At 63.2% G+C, this 15,799-nt stretch carries 16 protein-coding genes; 8 read left to right on the top strand and 8 right to left on the bottom strand.

Annotated features, from left to right (window positions below):
• Window positions 1-154 precede the first annotated feature (154 nt).
• Window positions 155-580 (bottom strand): DUF3775 domain-containing protein, encoded by a 426-nt coding sequence (locus NKI46_RS00205; RefSeq protein WP_352460596.1) that lies wholly within the window; start codon window positions 578-580, stop codon window positions 155-157.
• A 229-nt stretch (window positions 581-809) separates the two neighbouring features.
• Here NKI46_RS00205 and NKI46_RS00200 point away from each other — a divergent pair, with 229 nt between their 5' ends.
• Together NKI46_RS00200 and greA are read left to right on the top strand one after the other, a co-directional pair.
• Window positions 810-1,346 (top strand): tetratricopeptide repeat protein, encoded by a 537-nt coding sequence (locus NKI46_RS00200; RefSeq protein WP_023741092.1) that lies wholly within the window; start codon window positions 810-812, stop codon window positions 1,344-1,346.
• Between the two features lie 289 nt (window positions 1,347-1,635).
• Entirely contained in the window at window positions 1,636-2,109 is a 474-nt protein-coding gene (gene greA / locus NKI46_RS00195; RefSeq protein WP_023683753.1) for a transcription elongation factor GreA, read from the top strand.
• Between the two features lie 23 nt (window positions 2,110-2,132).
• On the opposite strand, the gene waaC is transcribed toward greA, so the two are convergent.
• The 3 genes from waaC to rfaD are packed head-to-tail and all read right to left on the bottom strand — an operon-like array spanning window position 2,133 to window position 5,034.
• Entirely contained in the window at window positions 2,133-3,107 is a 975-nt protein-coding gene (gene waaC, locus NKI46_RS00190; protein ID WP_352744227.1) for a lipopolysaccharide heptosyltransferase I, read from the bottom strand.
• Window positions 3,104-4,111 carry a lipopolysaccharide heptosyltransferase II gene (gene waaF / locus NKI46_RS00185; RefSeq protein WP_352744223.1) on the bottom strand — a complete coding sequence of 336 codons (1,008 nt, stop codon included), beginning with the start codon at window positions 4,109-4,111 and terminating at the stop codon, window positions 3,104-3,106. Before waaF ends, waaC begins: the two co-directional genes overlap by 4 nt.
• A complete protein-coding gene (rfaD, locus tag NKI46_RS00180; protein WP_023671978.1) occupies window positions 4,084-5,034 on the bottom strand; it encodes an ADP-glyceromanno-heptose 6-epimerase in 951 nt (316 codons plus the stop codon). Before rfaD ends, waaF begins: the two co-directional genes overlap by 28 nt.
• Window positions 5,035-5,166: 132 nt before the next feature.
• Between rfaD and NKI46_RS00175 the strand changes: the two genes are divergently transcribed.
• From NKI46_RS00175 to NKI46_RS00160, 4 genes are all read left to right on the top strand, one after another.
• Window positions 5,167-5,799 carry a LysE family translocator gene (locus tag NKI46_RS00175; RefSeq protein ID WP_352744220.1) on the top strand — a complete coding sequence of 211 codons (633 nt, stop codon included), beginning with the start codon at window positions 5,167-5,169 and terminating at the stop codon, window positions 5,797-5,799.
• 124 nt (window positions 5,800-5,923) lie between these two features.
• Complete coding sequence (rfaE1, locus tag NKI46_RS00170) at window positions 5,924-7,417, top strand: D-glycero-beta-D-manno-heptose-7-phosphate kinase (protein ID WP_352744217.1); 1,494 nt, start codon at window positions 5,924-5,926, stop codon at window positions 7,415-7,417.
• An 8-nt stretch (window positions 7,418-7,425) separates the two neighbouring features.
• Window positions 7,426-7,998, top strand: a complete 573-nt coding sequence (locus NKI46_RS00165; RefSeq protein WP_023701614.1) for a D-sedoheptulose-7-phosphate isomerase — start codon at window positions 7,426-7,428, stop codon at window positions 7,996-7,998.
• Window positions 7,991-8,638, top strand: coding sequence for a D-glycero-alpha-D-manno-heptose-1,7-bisphosphate 7-phosphatase (locus NKI46_RS00160; protein ID WP_352744214.1), 648 nt, complete (start codon window positions 7,991-7,993; stop codon window positions 8,636-8,638). Before NKI46_RS00165 ends, NKI46_RS00160 begins: the two co-directional genes overlap by 8 nt.
• Before the next feature lie 5 nt (window positions 8,639-8,643).
• On the opposite strand, the gene NKI46_RS00155 is transcribed toward NKI46_RS00160, so the two are convergent.
• Complete coding sequence (locus tag NKI46_RS00155; protein ID WP_023705869.1) at window positions 8,644-9,123, bottom strand: Lrp/AsnC family transcriptional regulator; 480 nt, start codon at window positions 9,121-9,123, stop codon at window positions 8,644-8,646.
• 255 nt (window positions 9,124-9,378) lie between these two features.
• Between NKI46_RS00155 and trxB the strand changes: the two genes are divergently transcribed.
• A complete protein-coding gene (gene trxB / locus NKI46_RS00150; RefSeq protein ID WP_352744211.1) occupies window positions 9,379-10,353 on the top strand; it encodes a thioredoxin-disulfide reductase in 975 nt (324 codons plus the stop codon).
• An 80-nt stretch (window positions 10,354-10,433) separates the two neighbouring features.
• Window positions 10,434-11,330, top strand: a complete 897-nt coding sequence (locus NKI46_RS00145; protein WP_023671970.1) for a LysR family transcriptional regulator — start codon at window positions 10,434-10,436, stop codon at window positions 11,328-11,330.
• A gap of 22 nt (window positions 11,331-11,352) precedes the next feature.
• Here NKI46_RS00145 and NKI46_RS00140 read toward each other — a convergent pair whose 3' ends face one another.
• The 3 genes from NKI46_RS00140 to NKI46_RS00130 form a co-directional block, all read right to left on the bottom strand.
• The gene (locus NKI46_RS00140; RefSeq protein WP_023671969.1) at window positions 11,353-11,850 is read right to left on the bottom strand and encodes a methyltransferase family protein; all 498 of its coding nucleotides are present in this window, start codon (window positions 11,848-11,850) and stop codon (window positions 11,353-11,355) included.
• A 725-nt stretch (window positions 11,851-12,575) separates the two neighbouring features.
• Window positions 12,576-14,627, bottom strand: a complete 2,052-nt coding sequence (locus NKI46_RS00135; RefSeq protein WP_023805975.1) for an elongation factor G — start codon at window positions 14,625-14,627, stop codon at window positions 12,576-12,578.
• 242 nt (window positions 14,628-14,869) lie between these two features.
• Window positions 14,870-15,727, bottom strand: a complete 858-nt coding sequence (locus NKI46_RS00130) for an alpha/beta fold hydrolase (RefSeq protein WP_352744208.1) — start codon at window positions 15,725-15,727, stop codon at window positions 14,870-14,872.
• Window positions 15,728-15,799 lie beyond the last annotated feature (72 nt).

The following is a 15,799-nucleotide window of genomic DNA, read 5'->3' as shown; positions in this document are numbered from 1 at the left end:
CGGCTTGCGTCAGCAGGGGCGTCAGCAGCAGAGCCGTGACGACCATGACCAGTGCAACCCTGCATGTTCGGGAAAGTACAACAGACCCCATCGTCCTCAACGGCGCGAGCGCCCGGAGGTTGCCTGCGGCCCATCACGAACGGTAACGACGTCGTTACGCGCCAATCGCTTCCAGCCCTTCTTCCAGCCAGTCGGCCAAAAGCGGCATGCCGAGCAGGTATTTCGCCGTGCGCTTGTTGGCGCGGTCGCGCGCAGCGGCAACCGCATCGGACCATTCCGCTGCGTCATAGTCGCCGCGGCCGACCCAGGCCAGCGCGATCAACTCGGCCGCTTCGTCGACGTTGAGGTCGTTGATCAGCTCGCGCAGCTCTTCCTCGGTGAGGTCTTCCGCGCTTTCCTCCGCCAGACCGTCATGGTGGTGATTGGCATGTGATTCACCATCGAGCTCGACCTCATGCTCGGCATCGTCGGCATAGTCTTCGTTGACGGCAGCACTCAGTCCCTTTGCCTTGAGAATGAACAGGCGCACGGTGTCCGGGCCGATCGATAGCTCCCATTCCCGCTCACGGCGCTGTTGCACTCTCGGGCACCCCCGCTGATCATTTCCCGAATGATAGCGGATTTGCAGCGCGCGTCACGTCATGTTCTGATCCCTGGCTCCCGCCTTTGACCGAATTCAGGTTAGGCACGGCCGCACAAATAGTTTCGGCGGCTGCGGGTTTCCGGGATGAAAAGTCTGCATCCCGGCGTTAGCTTTTCATTATCGTCATTTTCCCTCAAGATCGTCATTATCCCTCAAGGAGGCTTCGATGCATAAAAGAGTGTTGATCCAGGCGGCTGCGGCGCTTGTGGCGCTGCAGTTCTTTGCGGTTCCGGTGTTTGCGGCCGGCGGCGGTGGCGGTGGTACCGAGACCACCACCCAGTGCAAGAAGGGGCAGGTCTGGGACAAGAAAAAGCAGAAATGCGTCGCGCCGAAGTACGGCATGCTGGACGACGACAACATCTACGATGCTGGTCACGACCTGGCCATGGCCGGGCGTTATGATGAGGCGATCGCCGTGCTCAGCCTTGCCGCCAACAAGCAGGATCCACGCATCCTCAACTATCTCGGCTATTCGCATCGCCATTCCGGCCGTGTCACCGTCGGCCTCGGCTATTACGAGGAAGCGCTCCGCATCAACCCGGATTACACGCTGGTGCGCGAATATCTCGGCGAGGCCCATCTGCAGATCGGCGATCTGGCCGGCGCCCAGGCGCAGCTGGCCGAGATCGAGAAGCGGACCGGCAAAGGTTCCCGCGAATACGGCATGCTGGCCGAACAGATCTACCATTTCATGAGAAGCTGACCCAACCCCAACGGCTTCTCTGGGCCGGCTGCGAGCAATCGCAGTCGGTTTTTTGGTTGTCGCAACTGCAACACGCTGCACGTGCCGTAACGACAATTGGACAATCGGCTCATGATTTTTCAAAAAGCCTGCTTTTTCAGCGTGAAAAACGCGCGAGGATCGCTATATTGGGGAAAACTGCGGTGAAACGGTTCCGTTAGCCCGAGGCTGCCGGACCCGTTTTCTTTTTATACCCATCGACAAGGCTTTCCCCGAAATGCGGGGGTGGCGGCAGGAAAGGTCAGGCATCATGAACAAGGTCCCGATGACAGGCGAGGGGTTCGCGTCATTGAAGGAAGAACTGCGCTGGCGCCAGCAGCAAGAGCGGCCGCGTATCATCGAGGCGATCTCCGAAGCGCGCTCGCATGGCGACCTGTCCGAAAATGCCGAATATCATGCCGCCAAAGAGGCGCAGAGCCTCAATGAGGGCCGTGTCAACGAACTGGAAGACTATATTGCTCGGGCCGAGGTGATCGACGTCACCAAGCTTAGCGGCGACAAGGTCAAGTTCGGCGCCACGGTGGTGCTGGTCGACGAGGACACCGAGGAAAAGAAGACCTACCAGATCGTCGGCGACCAGGAAGCGGATGTGAAGTCGGGCCGTATTTCGATCTCCTCGCCGATCGCGCGCGCGCTGATCGGCAAGGAAGTCGGCGACGCCATCGAGGTCAACGCCCCTGGCGGCGCCAGGGGTTACGAGATCGTCCAGGTGCAATTTATCTAGCACCTCAGAATTTCTGGAAGGTCCTATGCCGCAGCTTGGAGCTTAAGGGCTAATAGCTTTTCTGCTTCCGACACCACCTGTGCCGGCACGAGGCGCTCCCCCGATGTGGCCAGCAACGTTGAGGCATATTGCCCGCGCGGGCCGGTCAAACCCGGCTCGGTCGCCAGGAACACCGCGACCGTCGGCAGGCCGAAGGCGCTGGCGAGGTGGGTCAGACCGGTGTCGGCGCCGATAACCAGCGTCGAGCGGCCAAGGATCGCGGCAATGTCTGCCAGCGGCGATCTCGGCACCACGATCGTTGGCGGCACGGCTTTTGCGATCGCCTTGGCCACCGCCTTCTCACGCTCGTTCGACCAGGTGGTGACCGGCGTCATTCCGCTACCAACCAGCAGGCGAGCCGTTTCGATCCAGTCTTCGGCGGGCCATTTCTTGTCCTCGCGGCTGGTGCCGTGCAGCAGGAAGGCCGTCTTGCCGTCAATGCCGGCCAGGCCGCCGGGAGGCGGCACAATCCCGGATGCGAGCGCCGAAAGATCGGGCTCGTAGCCGAGCGCCAGCCCGAACAGCCGGCGCGTGCGTTCGATGGCGTGCAGGTTGCGCGGCACGGCGTATTTGCGCTGGTAAAACAACGTTGCCGAGGGCTCCCGCGCGCTTGCGCGGTCGAAACCTGCGATTGGTGCCGCTGCCTGTTTCGCAACCAGGGCCGATTTCAGCAGCCCCTGCGCATCGATGACGAGGTCGTACTCGCCTGCTTGCAGAGCGCGGCGCAAGCTTGTCGCCTCCCGCCATGTGCCGGCGTTGAACAGATGCTTGCGCCAGCGCCGGATGGCGACGGTATGGATCTTTGCTATCGCCGGATGCAGCGCGACGATGCCGGCAAAGGCCTCTTCGACGCACCAGTCGAAGGCGATATCGGGGCGCTTGCGGCGTGCATCTTCGACGGCGGGGAAGGTGTGGATGACGTCGCCCATCGAGGAGGTCTTGACGATCAACACCTTCATGCGGCGGCCGGGAGTTCCAGCAACCTGTCCGCCGCCGCTGCCACTCGGGCAACGTCCAGCGTCTTCAGGCAGTTGAGGTGGCCGAGCGGACAGATCTTCCGATGGCAGGGCGAACAGGACAGATGCAACCAGATCAGTTCGCGCTGTTCAGCCAACGGCGGCGTGTTTTCCGGCGAGGTCGAACCGTAGACGGCAACGACCGGCGTGCCGACGGCGGCCGCGACATGCATCAGCCCGCTGTCGTTGGACACCGCCAGCCTGGCCGCGGCGATCAGGTCGATGGCGTCCTCCAGCCGTGTCTTTCCTGCCAGATCGACGACACCGGGCGCGAGTGCTGCGATCTCGGCGGTGACGTCGCGATCGTTCTTCGAGCCGAACAACGCGACCTTGAATCCTTTCGCCATCATCTCTCCGGCGAGGCCGGCATAGCTTTCGCTAGGCCAGCGTTTGGCCGGACCAAATTCGGCGCCGGGCATCATGGCGACGAATTTTCCCGGCTGCAGGTCGAAGCGGGCGAGCAACTCTTTCTGATTGCCGCCATCGACGGTCAGGTGCGGCGCCCGGAAATGGCCACCCTGGGCAAGACCGAAATAGGCCTGCGCGGTGCGCCGTTTGACGGCATCGGGCAGCGGCACGATGTCGGTCAGCAGGCCGTAGCGCATTTCCCGGAGATTGCCGAAACGGCGCGGAATGCGGGCAAAGAACGGGATCAGCGCCGATTTCCAACTGCCCGGCAGGACGTAGGCCATGTCGTAGCGGCCGCGCAGCAGGCGGCCGAAGCGGCGGCGAATGATGAATTCGAGCGCGCCGGGTTGCAGCGGGAAATCGATCTGCTGGCGAATCTCGGGCATTCGCTTGACCAGCGGGGCCGCCCAGGCCGGGGCAAGCACGTCGATGGCGGCGTTGGGATGGACGTCCTTCAGCGCTGAAAACAGGCACTGAGCCATGACCATATCGCCCACCCAGCGTGGGCCGATCACGAGGATCGTTGGGCTTTCAGCCATTCGACATAGTCTCTGACGCCGGTTTCCACTGTGCGGAATTGCCCATTATAGCCGGCTGCGCGCAAGCGGGACATATCAGCCTGGGTAAAACTCTGGTAGCTGCCCTTGAGGTGATCGGGGAATTCGATGAACTCGATCTCGCCCTTGCCCAGCGTATCGATCACGGTCTCGGCAATGGCGCGGAACGGCTGGGCGCGGCCGGTGCCGCAGTTGAAGATGCCGCTCGAGCCGCGCTTCCACAGCCACAGATTGACGTCGGCGACATCGCCGACATGAATGAAGTCGCGGCTCTGTTCGCCAGGCCCGAAGCCGTCATGGGCGCCGAACAGCTTTGGGTTTTCGCCGCGCCCGACCTGGTTGAACAGATGGAAGGCGACCGAGGCCATGGCGCCCTTGTGCGCCTCGCGCGGGCCATAGACGTTGAAGTAGCGCAGGCCGGCGACCTGCGAATGATCGGTGTCGAACACGGTGCGCCTGACATAGTCGTCGAATAGTTTCTTCGAATAGGCGTAGACGTTGAGCGGCCGCTCAAGTGCGGGGTCCTCGCGAAACTCCGAACCGCCGCCGTAGACGGAAGCCGAGGAGGCATAGAGGAACGGTATGCGCAGCGAAAGACAGCCATGCAGCAACCGCTTTGAGAAGGCGTAGTTCACGTCCATCATGAACTTGCCGTTCCATTCCGTGGTGGTCGAGCAGGCGCCCTGGTGGAAGACGGCCTCGACTCGGCCTAGGTCGCCGGCTTCCAAGGTGGCCAAGAATTCGTCCTTGTCGAGATAGTCGGCTATCTGCAAATCGGCCAGGTTGGCGATCTTGTGGCCGTCGGTGAGGTCGTCGACGACGAGGATGTCATCATGGCCTTCGGCATTGAGTGCGGCGACGATGTTGGAGCCGATCATGCCGGCCCCGCCCGTGACGATGATCATGAAGGCCTCTGGTTGCTTGCGATTCCGGTCCTTATAAGGGAGGGCAGCCGGGCTGTCGATGAAGCACCACGACGCCACAGCGAGACCGCGAAGCGCCCGCTTTATCGAGGCCCGCAAGCTAGGGGACAAAAAATGCCGTCGACCGAACTGCTCATTGCGTTTTTCGCCACCACGGCGATCTTTGCCTATATTCCAGGACCGGCCATGCTCTATGCCGCCGCGCAGACCATGGCGCGCGGGCGCTGGTCGGGGCTGACGGCGGCACTTGGCATCCATCTTGGCGGTTATTTCCATGTCTTTGCGGCTGCCGCCGGGCTGTCGGTGCTCTTCCATGCGGTGCCGCCGCTCTACATGGCGGTCAAGTTCATCGGCGCGCTCTATCTGATCTGGCTTGGCGTGTCCTTGTTCCGCAAGCGCGGGGACGGTGACACGGCGCTGCCGGCGATCGAGCGCAAATCGGCGCGCCGCGCATTTTTCGAGAGCATCACCGTCGAAGTGCTCAATCCGAAGACGGCGATCTTCTTCATGGCGTTCCTGCCACAGTTCATCGATGCCTCGGCGGGGTTCCCGGTGTGGCTGCAATTCGTCGTGCTGGGCACCATCGTCAATTTAATGTTCTCTTCGGCAGATATTGTCTGCGTGTTGCTGGCAGGCATGGTGATCGCCCGGCTGAAGCGCTCCAGCCGTGCGCAGCGCATCATGCAGAGGGCGGGCGGGGCGGTGCTGGTCGGACTGGGCGTCCACGTCGCGTTGCAGAAGAGCTGACGGCCGCCCTGACGTTGCGCTGCGCGGATTTGCGGTATATCGGCTTCGCCATGAACGATCCGGCCCGTAAATTGACAATTTTCAGCGTGATTGAGGTCGGCCTTTCCCTCGCATTGCCAGTGACATGATCAAGCACAATCCGCCTTCGCCCGAACCTTTGCACCGCGCCATTGCCCGCTTTGGCGACGTTGCCGTGCTGGTGGTCGGCGACTTCATCCTCGACCGTTTCGTCAACGGCGTCATCGAGCGCATCTCGCCGGAAGCGCCGATCCCGGTGCTGCACGGGCGCGGCGAGACCTCGACGATGGGCGGCGCAGGCAACGTTGTCGCCAACATCGTCTCGCTGGGTGCCAGCGCTATTCCCATATCGGTGATCGGCACCGATATGGCCGGCGACAATCTGGTGCGCATGCTGCGCGAACTCGGCGCCGATACGGCTGATATGGCGCAGGAGCGCGGTCGCATGACGTCGTCGAAGAGCCGCTTCAGCGCGCTCAATCAGCAGGTGCTGCGCTTCGATGAGGAAGAGATCAAGCCGCTCGACGACAAGGAACGGGCGGACCTGGTCCGGCATTTTCGCGCCGCACTCACGCGCGCCGACATCGTCATTCTGTCCGACTATGGCAAGGGCATCTTGCTCGACGGCGTCGCCGCCGACCTGATCGCCATCTGCCGCGAGGCGGGAAAACCGGTGCTGGTCGATCCCAAGGGCCGCGACTATGCGCGCTATGCCGGCGCGACCGCCATCACGCCCAACCGCAAGGAGCTTGGCGAAGCTGTCGGTCGCCCGGTTTTCGCCGACGACGAGATCGTCGCGGCGGCACGCCAGCTGATTTCGGCACATGGCTTCGACTTCGTCGTCGCCACCCGCAGCGAAAAGGGCATGAGCGTCGTCGGCGCGGATGAGGCGCGCCACATCGCCACCCAGGCGCGCGAAGTGTTCGACGTTTCGGGCGCCGGCGATACGGTCATCGCGAGCTTCGCGCTGGCTCTGGCCGCGGGCGCCGATCGCGTCATGGCCGCCTCCATCGCCAATGCCGCCGGCGGTGTGGTGGTCGGCAAACGCGGCACCGCGCGGCTGACCGTGGAGGAACTCACCGGCGCGCTGTTCCGCTCGCACGGCCCCACCGCCCACAAGGACGCCATCCTCGATGCCGCATCGGCCGCGCGCATGGTGGCGGCGTGGAAGGACGAGGGCCTGAGCGTCGGCTTCACCAATGGCTGCTTCGATATATTGCATGCCGGCCATGTCAGTCTTCTCCACGCGGCGCGCAGCCAGTGCGACCGGCTGGTGCTCGGCCTCAACAGCGATGCCTCGGTGCGTCGGCTGAAAGGCGCCGGGCGCCCGGTCAACGATCAGCATGATCGTGCCTGCGTGCTCGCCGCCCTGGCCTCGGTCGATGCGGTCGTGGTGTTCGAAGAGGATACGCCGCTGGCGCTGATCGAGGCGCTTCTGCCCGACATTCTGGTCAAGGGCGCCGACTACACGGTCGAAACCGTTGTGGGCGCCGATGTGGTGCAGAAGGCGGGCGGGCGCGTCGTCCTGGTCGACCTTGTCGCCGGCAAGAGCACCACCGGCACGATCGGCAAATTGCGCGCCGGCGGCGGTACCAACTGAGGGATTTCATGTCCGGACTGAATGACTATCTGGTCCGCTCGGCGGCCGCGATCACCGCGACAGTCGAGCGTGACCTGACCGCCGAGATGGAACGTGCTGTGAGTGCGGTCGTCGCTGCGCTTTCCTCGGGCAAGGCGCTGCTGGTCTGCGGCAATGGCGGCTCGGCCAGCGACGCCATCCACATTGCCACCGAACTGGTCGGCCGCTTCCTTAAGGAGCGCAAGGCCTACAATGTGATTGCGCTGCCGGCCAACGCGGGCATGCTGACCGCCTGGGGCAACGACTATGGCTTCGACACCGTGTTTTCGCGCCAGGTCGAAGCGCATGGCGCGGCCGGCGGCGTGCTTCTGGCGATCTCGACCAGCGGCAATTCGCCGAGCATTCTGGCTGCCGCCGAACAGGCGCGCATGATGGGCATGACGGTGGTCAGCCTCACCGGCGACGGCGGCGGCAAACTCAAGCCGCTCACCGACATCCTGCTCAACGTGCCCTCGACCTCGACGCCGATCATCCAGCAGGGACATCTCTGCCTCTACCACTATCTCTGCGAGGTGGTGGAAGACCGTCTGTCGAATGGCTGACACCGGGGCCTACGGCCCATACCCGCTGGCTGAACCCGGCCTGTGGGTCGAGCGGGTGGGTTTGCAGTCCTTTCTCGCTGGGACGCCGGCGCTGTTCTTCGACCGCGACGGCACCATCAATGTCGATACGGGTTATCCCGACGATCCCGCCAAAATGGTGCTGCGCGACGGCATCGTGCCGGTCATCGCGGCGGCCAACCGGGGCAACATCCCGGTGGTCATCGTCACCAACCAGTCCGGCATCGCGCGCGGCTATTTCGGCTGGAAGGAATTTGCCGCGGTCAACGGCCGGGTTCTCAAGCTGCTTGCCGCAGGCGATGCCTTCGTCGACATGGTTCTGGCCTGCGCCTACCACGAGGCGGGCAGCGGGCCACTGGCGGTCGCCGACCACCCGATGCGCAAGCCCAATCCGGGCATGCTGCTCGAGGCCCAGCAGCGCCTCGGCCTCGATCTCAAACGCTCGCTGATCGTCGGCGACAAGGCCGCGGATATGCAGGCCGGACAACGTGCCGGCCTGCCGCGCGGCTGGCTGGTGGATGGCGAGGGAAGTAATGAGCCGGGCTTCGAGGTTCTGCCGCTGCGCAACCCCGATGATCTGGAACGGCTTTTGAGGGCTGTCGAGTCGCTCGCCCGAATCTAGGACGATCATGGGGCGCTGAACGCCACCAGCCCTTCGTCCTTGACGCGGCGGATGGTCAGCGCGGTGCGCACCGTGTCGACATTCGGCGCCGAAGCCAGTTCTTCGATGACGAAGGTCTGGAAGGTGCCGAGATCACTCGCCACGCAATGCAGCAGGAAGTCGGATTCGCCCGAGACCATCCAGGCGTCGCGCACGATCGGCCAGCCGCGAGTGCGCTCGGCGAAGGTTTTGAGTTCCGCGTCGGCCTGGTGATGCAGGCCGATCAGGCAGAAGGCGACGACATCCATGCCGAGCGCCGGCGCGTTGAGCAAGGCGCGATAGCCTCTGATGATGCCGCTTTCCTCCAGCCGCCGGACACGGCGCAGGCAGGGCGGGGCGGAAATGCCGACACGGCTCGACAGTTCGACATTGGTCATGCGCCCGTCGGCCTGAAGCTCGCGCAGAATCTTCCAGTCGATGGCGTCGAGGTCGGCTTTCAGGGGCATGGCGGTCTCGGCTTAGCGCAAGAATCTTTCGCACTCTCGTCCTTAAACGACTTTTGTGTCGATGCCAGCCCGTGGTCGGGCGATTTCGCAACCGTAACGAAAGCGGCCATTGCGCGAATAAGCCTGTAGGCCGAAGCTTTCCGGGGACGACGGCCTGATCGTCTTGCTGGCGTGGTTGGCAACCCTTACATTACCAGCAACATTTCACGTCGTTTTCCAAGGCACACTCGATTGTCTGCCCCGCAGAGGCTTTAGATGACCACCAAGCACGCGTCTGTCCTTATCATCGGTTCCGGCCCGGCCGGCTATACCGCCGCAGTCTACGCCGCGCGCGCCATGCTCAAGCCGATGCTCGTAGCAGGCTTGCAGCAGGGCGGGCAGCTGATGATCACCACCGATGTCGAAAACTATCCAGGCTTCGCCGATCCGATCCAGGGCCCGTGGCTGATGGAGCAGATGCTGAAGCAGGCCGAGCATGTCGGCACCGATATCATCAACGACATCATCACCGAGGTTGACCTCAATGTGCGGCCGTTCCGCGCCACGGGCGATTCCGGCACCACCTACACGGCCGACGCGCTGATCATTGCCACCGGCGCACAGGCGAAATGGCTGGGCATCCCCACCGAACAGACCTTCATGGGCTTCGGCGTGTCGGCCTGCGCCACCTGCGATGGGTTTTTCTATCGCGGCAAGGAGGTCGCTGTCATCGGCGGCGGCAATTCGGCGGTGGAGGAGGCGCTCTATCTCTCCAATCTGGCGAAGAGCGTGACCGTCATCCACCGGCGCAACGATTTCCGCGCCGAGCGCATCCTGCGTGAGCGGCTGCTGAAAAAGGACAATGTCCGAGTCATCTGGGACACGATCGTCGACGAGATCACCGGCCGGCCTGGCAAGACGCCGCTGCCGCCTTCGGTCGAAGGGCTGAAGCTCAGAAATGCGGTGACCGGCGAGGTCACCCATCTCCAGGTGGACGGCGTGTTCGTGGCGATCGGCCATGCGCCGGCGGTGGAATTGTTTGTCGGCAAGCTGAAGCAGAAGCCGAACGGCTATCTGTGGACGGCGCCGAATTCGACCCGCACCGATGTGCCCGGCGTGTTCGCCGCCGGTGACGTAACCGACGACATCTACCGTCAGGCGGTGACCGCCGCCGGGCTCGGCTGCATGGCCGCGCTCGAGGCGGAAAAATACCTGGCCGGCATCGAGGTGCACCGCGAAGCGGCGGAATAAAATCTATCAAGACGGCGTCGCAAGCCGTTCAAAAGCCTGATTTTTCATTCAGACGCCAAGAACAGAACGAGGGGAATTCAATGGCGTTGGACTGGGACAAGCTTCGCGTGTTTCACGCAGCGGCGGAGGCTGGGTCGTTTACCCATGCCGCCGAGACTTTGCACCTGTCGCAATCGGCGATTTCACGCCAGGTCAGCGCGCTCGAGCATGACGTCGGGGTGCCGCTTTTCAATCGCCATGCCCGCGGCCTGGTGCTGACCGAGCAGGGCGAAATGCTGTTCCGCACGGCGCATGACGTGCTGATGAAGCTGGAGACCATCAAGTCGAAGCTGACCGAGGCAAAGGACCGTCCCTCAGGCGTGCTCAGGGTGACGACGACAGTCGGGCTTGGCGCCGGTTGGCTGACCGAACGGGTGCAGGAGTTCATCGAGCTCTATCCCGAAATCAGCCTGCAGCTGATCCTGGCCAATGAGGAACTCGACCTCACCATGCGCCAGGCCGACTGCGCGATACGGCTGCGCCAGCCGCAGCAGCCCGACCTTATCCAGCGCCGCCTGTTCACCGTGCATTTCCACCTCTATGCCTCGCCGTCCTATGTCGGCAAGCACGGCAAGCCGACCTCGGTCGCCGATCTGAAGAACCATCGCATCGTCACTTTCGGTGTGCCGGTGCCGTCGCATCTGTCGGAGCTGAACTGGCTGGAAACGATCGGCGATTTCGACGGTGGGCAAAGGGTGCCGACGCTGCAGATCAACGACATCTTGTCGATCAAGCGCGCCGTGCAGGGCGGCGCCGGCATCGCCATGCTGCCCGACTACGTGATCTCCAAGGAATCGGATTTGGTGCAGCTTTTGCCGGAGACCGAGGTGCCGTCCTTCGACACCTATTTCGCCTATCCCGATGCAATGAAGAACCAGGCCAAGCTGCACGTCTTCCGCGACTTCATCATCGCCAAAGCGCGCAGCTGGTCATTTTAAACATGCCCTTGGGAGGTGCTGGTCACCCCCGCCAAGGCGTCAGCCGTGGCAGCCAGCCGGGAACATTGCGGCGGTAGGTCTCGTATTCGCCACCGTAGCGGCGGGCGAGAGTCGGCTCCTCATAGAACCTGACGAAAGAGCCCATGACGATCGCGCCGATGGCGGCATAGGCAGCGACGCTCCAGCTTGAAAACAGCAACGCCTGGCCGAGGATGATCGACAGCACGGCGACGTACATCGGGTTGCGGACATGGCGGTAGACGCCGCCGATCACCAGTCTCTCGGTGGGTGCTACAGGCGCCGGCGTGCCCATGCCTTCGAGCGCGAAGCGGGCAAAGGAATGGACGAGCAGGGCGATGGCCGCGACGATTAGGATGGAGCCAGCCGGCACGAAGCCGGGCACCGTCGACAGCGGCAGACGGTAGCGGTCCGTCAGCAGCCAGGGCACCAGCCCGGCCACGACACAAGGTGCGGCGATGAAGAAGACCGCGCTGCCGGCGATCGCCTGGGGTGTCCGCATGTCAGGTCTCCCTTCTTCCGGCCGACCCTTCCCATCCCGCTGCCGCAAAAATAAACGCCTGCTGCCCGATTCAACGTCATTCGGCTTTTTGCCCGCGAGCGCGAGAATCAGCCCGACTTGCGGTTCTGCGAAGGCAACAGCACGGTCGCGCTATTCATTTGGCAACTTTTCGTGGTCCTATGGCCCCTAGACATGGGTTAGACCACAGCCTGTACCTTTTTGCATGCGTGTGTTGCAAAATAGATGCTTGTTTCTTGGGCATGAACAGCACATATATAGATCATCTCCTGGGCGCGTTCTCCTCCCATTAGCGCCCTCGAGTGTTCCCCTCTGGAGGTTAGCCTTAACAGGCACTTCCAATCAAACTCAGCCGGATCTTCATTGATCCGGCTTTTTTGTTTCCGGGCCTGCCGTAGCCAGCGAAAAATCGAGCAAAATCGCCGCGTAACAGTGACATGTAACCTCAGGTAACATGCCGCAGGCGCGATTCATCGTTTAAGCAGATCATAGGACGCGGTGTGGTTCGACCGGGAGATGGGGGCATCACTCGGAAGATCCGGGCTCAGGCGGCTACCGCGTCCGAACCTATTCGTCTGTCAGTGCCGTATGGCGCGGCGGATACGTGCGGCGGACCTGCCGTTTTCCTCCCAAGAAGACGGTCCGCAATAAGAGCGGCGTCCGGATCATCCGGGCGCCGTTTTTTGTGCGGATCATCCTTTGGCCTGTCAGGCAGCCTTGCCGTTGGCGTTCATCGCTTCGTCGGCCAACCGTCCGGTCAGCTCGGCCATGTGATCGAAGGCGCAACGATAGCTGGCGACGCCGGAGGTCGCCGAGCGCAGTTCGATGATCAGGCCGCCGATCTCGGCCTGCGGCATGGTCGCCTCCACGACATCCCATCCCGGCCAGTCAGGCCGCGCGTCGTAGCCAAGGATCTGCCCGCGCCGTTGCGGGATCAGCGCGATGATCTTCGAAGTGGCTTCGGACGGCGTGACGATCTCGACCTTCATGACCGGCTCGAGCAGCACCGGCGAGCAGGCCGCCATGCCTTCCTTCATGGCCAGCTTGGCCGCCATCTGGAAAGCCATGTCGGAGGAATCGACGGCGTGGTAGGAGCCGTCGGAGAGGTTGACGGCGACATCGACGACAGGGAAGCCGAGCGGGCCGGATTTCAGATAATCGCGCACGCCGGTTTCGACCGACTGGATGTAGGTCTTGGGCACGACGCCGCCGGTGATGGTGTCCGAGAACTGAAAGCCGGAGCCGCGCGGCAGCGGCTTGATCTCGATCACCACATCGCCGAACTGGCCATGGCCGCCGGACTGCTTCTTGTGGCGGCCGCGCTGCTGCACCGTCTTTCGGATCGTCTCGCGATAGGGGACGGCAGGCGCATGGCCTTCGACCGGAATCTGATTCTTGCCTTCCAGCCGCTCGCGCACGACCCGCAGATGCATCTCGCCATGGCCGGACAGCACGGTCTCGGCCGAGTCCTGGTTGTGGCGCAAGGTGAGCGAGGGATCTTCCTCGGCCAGGCGCTGGATGGCCGCCGACATTTTGACCTCGTCCTTGCGCTCCTTCGGCCGCAGGGCAAAGGCAAAGACCGGCTGCGGCGGCGTCAGCGTGACCAGCGGCTTGATACCGCCCTTCGTGGAGCTCAACGTCTGGCCGGTCTTGACCTCGTCCAGCTTGCCCAACGCCACCGTGTCGCCGGCCTTGGCAGCGGTGAGCTTGGATTGGTCCTTGCCGAGCATCTTGTAGATGCCGGAGACCTTCGCCGTCTCGCCATTCGACAAATAGAGTTCGGCTGCATCGGCGATCTGGCCGGAGAGTACGCGCGACACGGACAGCTTGCCGCCATGCGCGGTGTGGATGGTCTTCATCACCTGGACCACGGTGTGATTGCCGTCGGGGACGCCGAGCCGTTTGCGCGTCGCCTCGACATCCGGTGCGTCATGGCGGATCGCCTTCAAAAGGCGCAGCACGCCGTTGCCTTTTTCGGCGGTGCCGATAAGCACCGGCGTTATGGCGCCGGCGCGCAGGTCGGCGGACAGATCGTCGAAGACCGCGTCTTTCGGCGGCTCGATCTCCTCCAGCAACTGCTCCATCAACTGGTCGTCATGGTCGGCAAGCGTCTCCAGCATGGAGAAGCGAGCCTCCAGTTCGCGCGCCTTGTCATCAGTTGGAATTTCGGCAACCTGGCTTTCGGCATATTCGCGGTAGATGTAGGCGCGCTCTAGCGCCAGGTCGATGGAACCGATCACCACATTGTCCTTGCGCAGCGGAATCTGGCGCAGCAACAGCGGCGCCGCGCTCGTCGGCTGCAGCATCTTCAGCGTATCGCGTACGCCGGCGATTGCCTTGTCGACCTTGTTGAGGAACAGGATGCGCGGCACGCCGAGATCGTCGAGCTTGCGCATGATGAGCTGCAAGGCTGGGATCTTCTTCTCGTCGGCCTCGGCGACGACCACCGCGAGATCGCAGGCTGCCAGCACCGGCTCGGCCTCGAAGGAGAATTCGATCGATCCGGGACAGTCGACGAAGGTGATCTGCTCGCCCATGAATTCGGTGGTGGCAAAGGTCGCCTCGACGCTCATGGCGTGCGCCCGCGCCTCGGGCGAATGATCGGAAACGGTGCTTCCCGATGAAACGGGATTTTGGCGGGGGATGGCGCCCGTACGGGCGAGGATGGCTTCGAGAAGTGTCGTCTTACCGCTTGCAAAGGGACCGACTATGGCAATGCATTTCGGTCCCGTGCGTCGTCCTCCGGCGCGAGTACCCATGGCTGACCTCCACTCAGGCGTTGCCCTTGGAAGCGATCAGCAAAAGTGGAAACGTTTTGCGCCGATCGCACCCTGTCGTGAGCGGCGGCCGGCCTGTTCGACCGTCGCGGGCGGGGTTGTTTTCATTTAGCCACCTGCCCAACCCATCGTCCCACGGGTTAGCCGGCAGGGCAAGGAAAATAGAAATCGCGCCGCCGCCAGACGGACGGAGCGAGAGCCGGGGTCAGAACCGCCGGTAGATTTCAGCGGGCCTGGGTGCGGCGCGCCGGCCTGGCTGCGCTTTGCTTCACCACCGTCTCGGCGTAGCGCGACAGCAACGGGTTGAACAGGTCCGGACGTTCCCAGAAGGGCGCATGGCCGGCGCCTGGTATGACATGGCACTGTTCCCACAGCGAGCTGTAGGCGACGGTCTCGAAATAGCTCAGCCGCACCAGCGGATCATGCTCGCCATTGATCACCGCGACGGGGAACGGAGCGTGCTCGACCACCTGTTTCTGGTCGGCGCCCTTGCCCGCAAACATGGAGCGCGCCACGCCGGCGCGAAGCCGGCCGTCGGTGCGCCTGATGGCTTCGCGGAAAGACGGACTGGCGGTGTCGCCGTAGCACAGAGCCTCAAAACGCTCGATGTCGCGTTCGGAGTAGACCTTCTTGGAGGCGAGCAGCATGTCCCAGTTGGCGTGAAAGCCGCGCAGCATGCCAAGCGGCCCCCGCGACACCGGCGGCGCTCCGGTCAGCACCAGGCCGCTGACCGCATGGTGAAAGCTGGCCAGTTCGACCGCCACATGGCCGCCGAGCGACCAGCCGAAGATGATCGCGTGGCCGATGCCCAAAGCGTCGAGAAGCCGGGCTGAGGTCTGGGCAAGGCCGGTAATCGTATAGGCGGTCGCCGGGTCGCGGGCATCGGAGGACTCGCCATGGCCGGGAAGGTCGAAGGCGATCAGCCGATGGGCATCGGCAAGCGGGCTGTCGAACTGACGGGCAAACACGGCGCGCGAACTGCCCGAGCCATGGATCATGACGATGGGCATGCCGGACCCAGACGACTGGCTGAGGCGCAAGTCGGCCTGCGGCGTGCGGATGGTGCGGTGAGTGATGCTCATGCTGGATTAGACCTTGAGATTTGCCTGACCGCCAACATCGCATCGCTGGCTCTATATGTTCTTTAAACATGT

The sequence above is a fragment of the Mesorhizobium sp. M0615 genome (genome assembly GCF_040320805.1).
Taxonomy (GTDB): Bacteria; Pseudomonadota; Alphaproteobacteria; order Rhizobiales; family Rhizobiaceae; genus Mesorhizobium.
This window is presented reverse-complemented; position numbering and strand designations above follow the sequence as displayed.